General features: G+C 31.0%; 13 protein-coding genes. 12 read left to right on the plus strand and 1 reads right to left on the minus strand.

The features are described 5' to 3' along the window. The 12 genes from BLT80_RS19625 to BLT80_RS19680 all read left to right on the plus strand — a co-directional run. A partial coding sequence (locus BLT80_RS19625) for a hypothetical protein (RefSeq protein ID WP_217630771.1) occupies positions 1-501 on the plus strand: 501 nt, incomplete at its 5' end. A gap of 165 nt (positions 502-666) precedes the next feature. Continuing rightward, a complete protein-coding gene (locus BLT80_RS19630) occupies positions 667-1,101 on the plus strand; it encodes a PH domain-containing protein (protein ID WP_092471220.1) in 435 nt (144 codons plus the stop codon). A gap of 200 nt (positions 1,102-1,301) precedes the next feature. After that, entirely contained in the window at positions 1,302-2,135 is an 834-nt protein-coding gene (locus tag BLT80_RS19635; protein ID WP_092471222.1) for a rhomboid family intramembrane serine protease, read from the plus strand. Positions 2,136-2,343: 208 nt separating this feature from the next. After that, on the plus strand, positions 2,344-2,856 hold the full coding sequence (locus tag BLT80_RS19640; protein WP_139181118.1) for a hypothetical protein: 513 nt from the start codon (positions 2,344-2,346) through the stop codon (positions 2,854-2,856). Positions 2,857-3,151: 295 nt separating this feature from the next. Further along, positions 3,152-3,883, plus strand: coding sequence for a hypothetical protein (locus BLT80_RS19645; RefSeq protein WP_139181119.1), 732 nt, complete (start codon positions 3,152-3,154; stop codon positions 3,881-3,883). A gap of 41 nt (positions 3,884-3,924) precedes the next feature. Beyond that, positions 3,925-4,413 (plus strand): YybH family protein, encoded by a 489-nt coding sequence (locus BLT80_RS19650; protein ID WP_092471228.1) that lies wholly within the window; start codon positions 3,925-3,927, stop codon positions 4,411-4,413. Positions 4,414-4,949: 536 nt separating this feature from the next. Continuing rightward, entirely contained in the window at positions 4,950-5,243 is a 294-nt protein-coding gene (locus BLT80_RS19655; protein ID WP_092471230.1) for a hypothetical protein, read from the plus strand. A 21-nt stretch (positions 5,244-5,264) separates the two neighbouring features. Beyond that, positions 5,265-5,687 (plus strand): hypothetical protein, encoded by a 423-nt coding sequence (locus BLT80_RS19660; RefSeq protein WP_092471233.1) that lies wholly within the window; start codon positions 5,265-5,267, stop codon positions 5,685-5,687. Positions 5,688-5,852: 165 nt separating this feature from the next. Further along, on the plus strand, positions 5,853-6,908 hold the full coding sequence (locus tag BLT80_RS19665) for a CHAT domain-containing protein (protein ID WP_092471235.1): 1,056 nt from the start codon (positions 5,853-5,855) through the stop codon (positions 6,906-6,908). A 532-nt stretch (positions 6,909-7,440) separates the two neighbouring features. Then, on the plus strand, positions 7,441-8,178 hold the full coding sequence (locus BLT80_RS19670) for a Cthe_2314 family HEPN domain-containing protein (protein ID WP_092471237.1): 738 nt from the start codon (positions 7,441-7,443) through the stop codon (positions 8,176-8,178). A gap of 103 nt (positions 8,179-8,281) precedes the next feature. Then, positions 8,282-9,193 carry an exonuclease domain-containing protein gene (locus BLT80_RS19675; RefSeq protein ID WP_092471241.1) on the plus strand — a complete coding sequence of 304 codons (912 nt, stop codon included), beginning with the start codon at positions 8,282-8,284 and terminating at the stop codon, positions 9,191-9,193. Between the two features lie 157 nt (positions 9,194-9,350). Then, positions 9,351-10,199: a restriction endonuclease gene (locus tag BLT80_RS19680; RefSeq protein ID WP_092471239.1), complete on the plus strand. Its 849-nt coding sequence runs from the start codon at positions 9,351-9,353 to the stop codon at positions 10,197-10,199. A 34-nt stretch (positions 10,200-10,233) separates the two neighbouring features. On the opposite strand, the gene BLT80_RS19685 is transcribed toward BLT80_RS19680, so the two are convergent. Then, a partial coding sequence (locus tag BLT80_RS19685; protein WP_139181027.1) for a transposase occupies positions 10,234-10,513 on the minus strand: 280 nt, incomplete at its 5' end.

Genomic DNA, 10,513 nt, shown 5'->3' on the forward strand with positions numbered 1-10,513 from the left:
GTTGTACAACATTTGAGAGAAACATTCGACATAGAATTAGCTGAAAGGAAAAAAGTGAATAAAATCGGAAGTGAAATAGCGAACTTCGGATTTTTTTTCGCGCTTGTTTTTTGTCTTTTTTTATTGCCAGCAAAGTACTTACCATCTGAAATAGCTATTATCTATCTTATTGAATTTGTAAATCGGAATGTTTACATTTTTATCTCAATTTCAATCGCAATTTTCTTGTTTGGAGAATGGCTTAAAGGGATGCGGAATTACGAAAAAGCGGAATTGGAATTAAAAGAAAACGGAATATTACTCTTTTCAAAAACACGGACAATTGAATTGAAATATGATGAAATTAAAAAATTTCACGGAGTAATGAATTTAATACACGGACTATCAAATATGCATAGACTGAATTTTGTAATTAAGACAAATGATAGTGGAAAATATGAAATACGTTCTCATAAAGACGTTTTCAATGGTTTAACTGACCATTTTCCTGATAAAACATAAAAACGTTGTACAACAATGTGTATAATTAATTGCTTGTGACTTGCCTACGTGGAAATTCCTGCGGAATTTCCTCTGGTTCGTTTCATTTTTGCTAAATTAGTTGCTTAACCACGCAACTAACCATACACAAAACCGTTGTAAGCAAGCTAAAAATCAGAACTACGAATGAAATTTACGAGTAGAAAAGACATATTATTTCAATTAATAGGATTTAGTATAATAGGATTTTTTATTGGAATTATTCTCTATAGAATATTCTCTGATGGAATTGAGAATTATAATTTTATGTGGACTGACATTTTTATGTTGGCGGTCGCAGGATTTTTAATTTGGTTAGGTTTGGGAACGAATTATGAACTGACACAAACTGAACTGAAATACAAAAGTGGTCCAATAAGAGGAAAAATTGAAATTGACAAAATACACGAGATAATTAAGGGAAAAACACTTTGGTCTGGATTTAAACCTGCAACAGCTCGAAATGGATTAATCATAAAATATGAAAAATATAATGAGATTTACATAAGCCCAAAAACGAACGACTCTTTTGTAAAAAAAATACTTGAATTAAATAATAAAATAAAAATTACGACCGAATAACAATATGAACGAAAAAAGCCTGCTTACAACACTGTATATAATTTATTGCTGGCTTCTCGCCTACTTACGAAAATCCTCGCGGATTTTCTATTCGGTTTTTATTTACTAAATTAGTTGCTTAAACACGCCACACCCGAGCGCAGCGAACAGACGAAGTAAACCATAAACAATCACGTTGCCAACAATACGAACTCAACCGAATGGAAGAAATTGGAATACTAACATTATCACTTATAATTGCGAATGGAATCGTGACTTATAAAGGCTTAAATGATTTTACATTCTTTGACAAATTTTCATTTAATGTTGACCAAATATTGGTTAATAAAGATTACAAAAGACTAGTTACATCTGGATTTTTACACGCAGATTGGACTCACTTCGCGTTTAATATGATTACTCTTTATCTTTTTAGCAGAGGTTTAGAATCTTCAATAGGAATTCCCTTATTTCTGATATTATATTTTGCGAGTTTAATAGGCGGAAATTTATTCGCATTATATATTCACAAAAACCATCCTGACTATACTGCAATCGGAGCATCAGGAGCAGTTAGCGGATTAGTTTTTGCCTCAATCGGATTATTCCCTGGAATGGAAATCGGATTTATTTTACTACCTGTTTATATTCCTGCTTGGCTTTATGGAATAGCATATGTGCTATATTCAATTTATGGAATTAAATCTCAAAGGGATAATATTGGGCACGAAGTACATTTAGGTGGAGGAATTGTTGGATTGCTTATAGCTATAATATTAGATCCTAGAATTATGTCCACGAATTATCTTCCAATAATCCTCATACTGATACCTTCATTGACTTTTTTGTTCTTGATAATTAAAAAGCCACATTTACTAATAGTTGAAAATCCTTTTTCAAAATCGAAAAAAGTTTTTACAGTTGAGGACAAATACAATTCTAATAAAGCATCAAAACAAACAGAATTGGACAAGATTCTAGATAAGATTAATAAAAAAGGATACGACAAGCTAACGAAGAAAGAAAAAGACAAATTAAACGAACTATCGAAATAAAAACTGGTGGTAACACCGTGTAAAACCAATTGCTTGGTTCACTGCCTACTTACAAACATTCCTGCGGAATATGGCTTCGCTAGTTCGCTGCGCTCGGGTCTATCTGTGATTTATTTGCTAAATTAGTTGCATAACCACGCAACACCCGAGCGCAGCGAACAGACGAAGTAAACCATACACAACAACGTTATCCCACATTAAGATATCAATGGCAACATTATTCCATCTATTTTTTGAAATCTTCCGAATTTCAATACTTTCCATTATTTATGGGCTACTTTTATGGATATTGCTTTTTAAAATCTTAAAAATTTCCAAATTTCAAAAGCGGTTTATAATTCTGATTTTATTTGTTTCCTTATTTATTTGGCGCTTTTCATATTGGAGAAATAACGGTCTTGGTGATTATGGAAGAGTTCCTATAACTTCCAACTATGAGATAGAAATGATTGATTTTGTCACCGCAAGTATTGCTTATAAAGGAGAGTCAGCTGATTTAAAAGGTCGAACACAGGCAATTGAGAAATTGTATGTAGAGAATTGCAAAGTATATTATTTTACTGGTCGAAACTATCGCATTTTTGATACTAAAGGGGATGAAAGCTATATTAATGGCCTAAATTTGGAAAACTTCAAATTAAAGGGTGGTGATCCAAAAAAGCTTATGATTCCCGATAAATTTCATTCTGATTATTGGGGATATAGTATTCTTTTCTATTAGAATAAACGTGGGGTAACACCATGTATAATTAATGGCTTTGACAAGTGCTTATTTGGAAAATTCCTTCTGAATTTTCTCGGATTCGTATTAGTTTACTAAATTAGTTGCTCAAACACAAAACCAATCATTATCAACACATTGCGCTTCATAATTACAAACCGCTAACCAATGATATTGCTAAAATGAAGTATCGTAAAGCGATACCAAACATCTAGTAGATCTTTGATGTAAGCACCCCGTAGAGCTAAGAGAATATTTGGATGAGATAGCCGCGTTGGAATTAAATATAAAAAATATGATCAAGTTTTTTAGACGAATAAGACAACAACTTTTAACCGAAAATAAATTCAGTAAATATTTACTTTATGCCATAGGAGAGATTATACTCGTGGTTATCGGAATTTTAATTGCGCTTCAACTAAACAATGCTAAAGAAATTAGTAAACTAAATGAAAGCAAGCAGAATTATTACAATCAGATTTTAGTAGATCTCGATAAAGAAGTAGAAAATATGAATAGTAGAGTGGCGTATTTGAACAGTAATACTTTAGCTTATGAAGAATACAACAACTATATTGAGACTTCAGATTTAGAGCCTAATCAAATACTTAAGGAAATATTTAAAATTAACAGAGTATCCAGATATGCATCATTCAACACCAATACAATTCAGACATTAGAATCCACAGGAGACATCATATTAATGCCAGAACATATTCGAAATAGATTATTAGAATTAAAGCGTTCTCAAGAAAGTTATATAACAGTATCAAACGGTAATAATGCCGTTTACTTAAATGCTCTTATGAAACCTGTGCAATTAGGCCTTCTTAGATTAAGCACCAATAAACCCATCTATAAAGAGTCAAAAATCAATGATAATATAGAAGACATTATTTTGGCACTAGAAGGTGCATTAGGGTTAAAATATTATACTGAAATTAACAATGCTAAAGCCATTAACGAAATGCTGATTAAAGTACAAGAATTAAAAGAACTGATTAATCTCGAACTTAAAAACAAATAACAAAAGCACAACAACATTGCCAACAATTAAAACTAACCCATATGAAAAATTTAAAATCACAATTAGGTCTAATGCTACTTATGACCGGTTTTCTCATTGGATGTGAAAATCACAAAAAAAAAGAAATTGCAATAAAATCATCTGATTCAGAACTAACAACCCTGATAACAAAACAAGTTGACAGCCTTTATTCAGTTTATGAAAGGTTTGATTATGATTGGATTGAATTTTACGCAGACAACTACACGGCTATTTATCCAAATTCACAAATTGAACATTTAACAAAAGATTCTTTAAAAGCACAATGGGAACGGATTTACACTAAATATGATGTACAACTCATTCATCGTGGAAGACCAACTATCATTCCCTCAGAAGATATGGCGATTTCATATAACACGTTTAATGAAATATTTATTAATAAAGAAAGTTCAGATACTATTAAAAATATTGGGACGTACATTATCAATTGGAAAAGACAATCAGATGATTCTTGGAAAATAGTATTCGAAACTTTACAAAATCATTAAAAACCGTACACTTTAGCCGTGTATAAAAAATGACTTGGTCACTGCCCACTTACTAACATTTCTGCAGAATATTGCTTCACCAGGGCGCTACCCTCGGGTCTATCTGTCATTTATTTACCAACGCATATAAAATCCTCCCAAACCGTCACTTCGAGTGTTCCGACCATTTTGTCGTAATGTATCGAGAAGCGTTATAACCAATCATCATACTATTTACAAAGATCTTACACGTCACTTAGAGATCTACAATAAAAACAAAACGTCACTTAGAGAGCTTCAAAAACCACCCAACGCCTACAACCACCATCTAAAACTCTAAGCAACCGCTTAGTTTTTTTACACCATTACGGAAAACAGTAACCATAAGTCTCATAACTATCTTATTTTTATGGATATGTACGTAAAGTTACGTACTAAACTTTGCAAAGTATTGCTTAGTTTTATAAACTAAGAATGGAGTGCTATCAATCATGTTATCCGGAATTAAAAAAGGGATAACTAGAATGATTGTGCTCTTATAACACGTTGTGCAACATATGACCAAACAAGAAACTTTTAAGATTAATTGGATAATTGAGCTTATAAAAGAGCAAGAACCAGAACGAACTGACTTGATTGAGCAATTGGAAAACTCTGAAATTAAAGAATGGTTTAGACAAGCTTATATTCGATTTGTAAGTGGATTTAGATCAAATCAACCAAATTCGGAATGGCAATTTAAAGAAAATATAGAATTAGAACATCCAACAGAAGGAACAATTATTTTAGACATTTTAAAAGATGGTAGAATTGGCGGAATTGAATTTTTAAAATATATTCCGCATTATTGATATTTAACAAGATTATAAACTATGAGAGAAAAATTATTAACCAACTTGAATAATGCTTTAAACCAATACAACGAACTTCAACAATATTCAAATGTGCTTCCTGAAAATCTTATGAATGGAGCGAAATCAGCAATGGAAGAAAGCATTCCAAACGCTGGAAATGAAATTTTATCATTGTTAAATTCGGTTTCAGGCAAACAAGTATTTGAAAATCAAAATTCAGTTACGGATTTAATCACTCTGCTAACAAATAGAGCAGATGAAATTAACACTGCTTTTGGACTTGTCCCTGTAAATGAAAATATTATGGGATTTGATGGCGGAAAAACATATACGGCAAAAGACATTTTGGATTATCAAAGTTTTTGGTTTAACGCACATTGTGATACTATAAATACGACATTGACTGCTGGAAGAATAACGGCTGAACATTATAAAAAATAAATACGTTGCACAACATTGTATAAAAATAATGCGTAAGTTTATTCCTAAATCAAAAGTTAGTGCTTGTTTGCTTGCATCTGATTTTCCTTCGGAAAATCCTCGCACTCAAACTACGCACTATTCTTATACGTAACCGTTAGGCAAAATTAAATCGAAACTAAAAAAATGGCTTTAATTGATTCACACAGAAATAGTCTATCCAGAAAACAAAGCGATTTGACTAAGCTTTTGACAGATAAAGCCAAAGAGCAAAAAAAAATATCCGATACAACAATTAAAATTAATAGAGCGAGTGAAGCTATTAATCGGACTAAATCAACTAGTACAATTCAATCTAAACTAAGAGAGATAACTAGATATGAAAAAGATCTTGCTAATTCTTACAAGAAAATAGCGGATATAGAAACTAAGATTGGAAAAAAGAATAAAGAAATTCAAGACGCTCAAACTAAAGTTGACAAGGAATTAGCTTCTATTGATAAAAAAAGAAAAGCTGAAGCAGATAAATTAAGAAGAGAACAAGAACAAAACCTTAGGAATATTGGTTCAACACTTCAACATCATAATAATTTACATACCGAAACACGATATCAAATTGAAGAATTAAAAAATATTCCTGAAAAAATTGTTGTCCTATTTCTTGCATCAAATCCAATTGACCAACAACAATTAAGATTAGACGAAGAAGCTAGAGCAATATCTGAAATGATACGGAAATCTAAGCATAGAGATTCTGTTAAGTTTGAAACCTGCTGGGCATTTCAACCGATAGACTTATTACAAGCTATTAATGAGTACAAACCATCAATAATTCACTTTAGCGGACACGGATCTGATAATGATGAAATCATTTTTCAAACTAATGATGGTAGAACTAAAATAGTTAGTAAAGAGGCAATTGTACAAACAATTATGGCTTCATCAGACGGAATTAGATTAGTCTTTTTCAACACTTGTTATTCTAAAAATCAGGCCGAAGCGGTATCTGAATATGTTGAAGCAACAATTGGAATGAATACTTCAATCGGAGACGAAGCTGCAAGAATATTTTCGTCTCAATTTTATTCTTCCATCGGTTTTGGTTTATCTGTCAAAAAATCTTTCGAACAAGCTAAAGCACTTCTTATGCTAGAAAATATCAGCGAGGAAGAAACACCTGAATTATTTATTAAAGAAGGAATTAATTCTGAGGATTTAATAATTGTAAAACCGAAAAAATAACTTTGCCTAACACCGCATATAATTTATAGCTAATCCTAGCCCACTTACCAAAATCCTCACAGAATATTTCTTCACCAGTGCGCTACCCTCGGATCTATCTGTCATTTATTTACCAACGCATATAAAACCCTACCACACCGTCACTTCGAGTGTTCCGACTTTTTTGTCGGAATGTATCGAGAAGCGTTATAACCAATCATCATACTATTTACAAAGATCTTACACGTCACTTAGAGATCTACAATAAAAACAAAACGTCACTTAGAGAGCTTCACCACCCAACGCGTACAACCACCATCTAAAATGCTCAGCAATCGCTTAGTTTTTTTTTCACCATTACGGAAAACAGTAACCATAAGTCTCATAACTATCTTATTTTTATGGATATGTACGTAAAGTTACGTACTAAACTTTGCAAAGTATTGCTTAGTTTTATAAACGTAGAATGGAGTGCTATAGCTTTTGTTATCTGGAATTAAGATAAGGATAACGTGAGTGATTGTATTCATATAACAAATTAGGGCAAATTTGAATGAAACACCTCGAAAAACATTATTCTGAAGTTTCAAAATTCTTTACACAAGAGAATTTAATCAGTCTTTCTGATAATGAACATAATTACAATGGACTGAACACAATGGAAATTCTTAATTTGGAAAAAGTCAATCCAAATTTTGGAAAGTTCAACAAATTCAAAAATTTAGCTGATTTAAAAAATTGCAATAACGACTTGAAATTATTGACTGCAAATCTGTATTTATATCATCCTTATATAAACAACCCTTTGAATGAATTTAAAATTATTCAAGGAGAAAAAATATTCACTTATTTTCAAAACGGACCTGATTGGGTTTATTCAACTTTTGTAAGTTGTTGCTATGAAAAACTTTACAATTATTGGGACAGAATTGGAGACACTCTCGCATACTATTTGGAATTAGATATTCCTGAATTTAAGGTTGGATTTGCGTCAGTCATTGACAAAATGATAAGTATGAGGATTTTCGATTCAAATCCGAACTTTGAGTATCTAAAAAACTTTAAACAGAATGAATTTAAGGAATTTAATAAGCACCGGAAAGATGTAGTTCATTATTATCAATTTGAGACAACATACAAACACCAAATAGAGGAGAATTGTATAAATGAAGAAGAAATAGAAAAACTATGGAATTGGAAAAATGAAATGCCTTCTTATTTTAAAAACCATTTGAATTTATCCTGTGAGGGATTTACAAAAACATATGAACTAATAAAAAACTTGCCCTAACACCGTATAAAAATAATTGCGGTTTAGTGCTAAAAAAAAGGTAGTTACGTGTTTGCTACATCAACGTTACCACCAAGCTAAAAAACGAAAAGAAAAACGAGAAATGGATTTTATAACAATAGACTTTGAGACTGCAACAGCACAAAGAGATAGTCCTTGTGAAATTGGATTAACTTTTGTGGAAAATTTTGAGATTGTAAAAAGTAAATCTTGGTTGATTAAACCAATGTATGACGAATTTGATTATTTTAATATTTTAATTCACGGAATTAGACCAGAACACGTTGCAGATAAACCCGAATTTAATGAATTGTGGACGGAAATAAAACCGTTGATTGAAAATAAATTTTTAATTGCTCATAATGCTGGATTTGATTTTAGTGTTTTAAGAAGAACTTTGGAAGCATATAACTTACCATTTCCAAATTTAGAATATTCTTGTAGTTATATTTTTTCTAAAAAAGTTTGGGAAGGTTTACCTGCATATGATTTGAAAACATTGTGTAACCACAACAATATTAGCTTGAATCATCATCGAGCTGAAGCAGACAGTCGAGCAACTGCTGAATTGACAATAAAGGCATTTAAGAAAAACGGAATAACTTCAAAAAAAGATTTTCCTGAAAAATTAAGAACGAATATTGGACAATTATTTGAAGGTGGTTATAAACCTTCTGAAACTAAAAGAATTTATCGAGCAAAAGATTTAGCAAAAATAGTTGGTGATCCTGAAAAACATAATAAGGAAAGTATTTTTTATGGTAAAACTGTAGTATTTACAGGAGCATTATCTTCAATGGTTCGTTCTCAAGCACAACAGACTATTGCAGACATTGGAGGAATAAATGGTGGTGGAGTAACAAAATCAACTGACTATTTAGTAGTTGGCCAACAAGATTATAGAGTTGTTGGCGAAGATGGAATGAGCAGTAAGCAAGAAAAAGCAATTAAATATATTGAACAAGGTTCTGAAATTGAAATTCTGTCGGAAAATGAATTTACAAGGAATTTATAAAAGCCAGGTGGTAACACCGTATATAATTTATTGCTAGTTCTAGCCTACTTACGAAAATCTTTGCGGATTTTCTTGGTCTATACTTATTCACTAAATTAGTTGCTTGAAACACGCAACGAACCAGATACAAACACGTTAACTACAAGTACTCACCAAAATGTGGAAAGAATACGAAAAAAAACTTTACGAGACTTTAAGGCAGAATTATCCTGATTGCGAAATTGAATACAATGATTCTATTTATGGAATTTATAGTATAACTGAAAGACAAATTGATTTTTCAATAAGAGGAAATCTTGCTGGTAAAAGAATTTTAGGTATTGTAGACACAAAATACTATAACAAAAACATCAATGTTAAAATTGTTGAGAGTTTTATTGGAATGACAGAAGATGTTAATGCTAATTTCGGGTTTATAATAACTAATAAAGGGTATTCAAAAGCAGCAAAAAACAGAGTAAAACATTCTAATTTGAAACTAGACGTTTTAGAACTTAATGAATTAAATGAAATTGATATAACTATAGATTATTTTTTTAACCAAAATATTAAAGGCTTACAACTATCAAAATATGAATTTTTCAGAAGGTGGAAACAAAACACAAATTTTTTTGACTCGACTAAATCGAATTACAAGAAACGAATTGTTTGTTTTAAAGAAGGTTTTGCTAATACAGAATATTACGCTTTTAAGAAAATATTAGAAAATTCGGCAAGAGCATTTAGAGATTTCAATCAATTAGATTATATAAAAATCTATATTCCTTCAAACAAAAATAATCAATTCACCAATTATTTTGATGTAAAAACTTTATACTTTTCGACAATTAAAAAAACTGATATAGAAGATTTTACAAACACAAATATTGAGTACTTAAGAGATGATATAAAGAATTGGAGAAATGAATTTTTAGGAAAGCTAAACAAAGAAAGAGTAATGGAGTTTGCTTCAAAATTTATTCAAGAAAAAAAATATGACGAATATAAAAATATTACCTGTAGCTAACAAAGTACTGTGCTAAAAAACAAGTAAAATCCCATTAATTTTTCACTAGCGTACTTTTATATGTTGCATCAAATATTAACCCAGATTTTGCGATAGCAAAAGCTTGTTTTAGTAGCTTATTACACACTGCGATTAATGCTAATTTTTTACTCTTTCCTTTGGCCACTATTCGCTCATAAAGATCTCTGCATGCTTTGTTGTATTTGCAAGCTGTAAAACTGCACATAAATAATAAATTCCGAAGTTTTTGATTGCCCATTTTACTAATTCTTGGTCTCCCCTTTACACTACTTCCACTTTGTCTAATCATTGGG

The organism is Winogradskyella thalassocola (assembly GCF_900099995.1).
GTDB lineage: Bacteria > Bacteroidota > Bacteroidia > Flavobacteriales > Flavobacteriaceae > Winogradskyella > Winogradskyella thalassocola.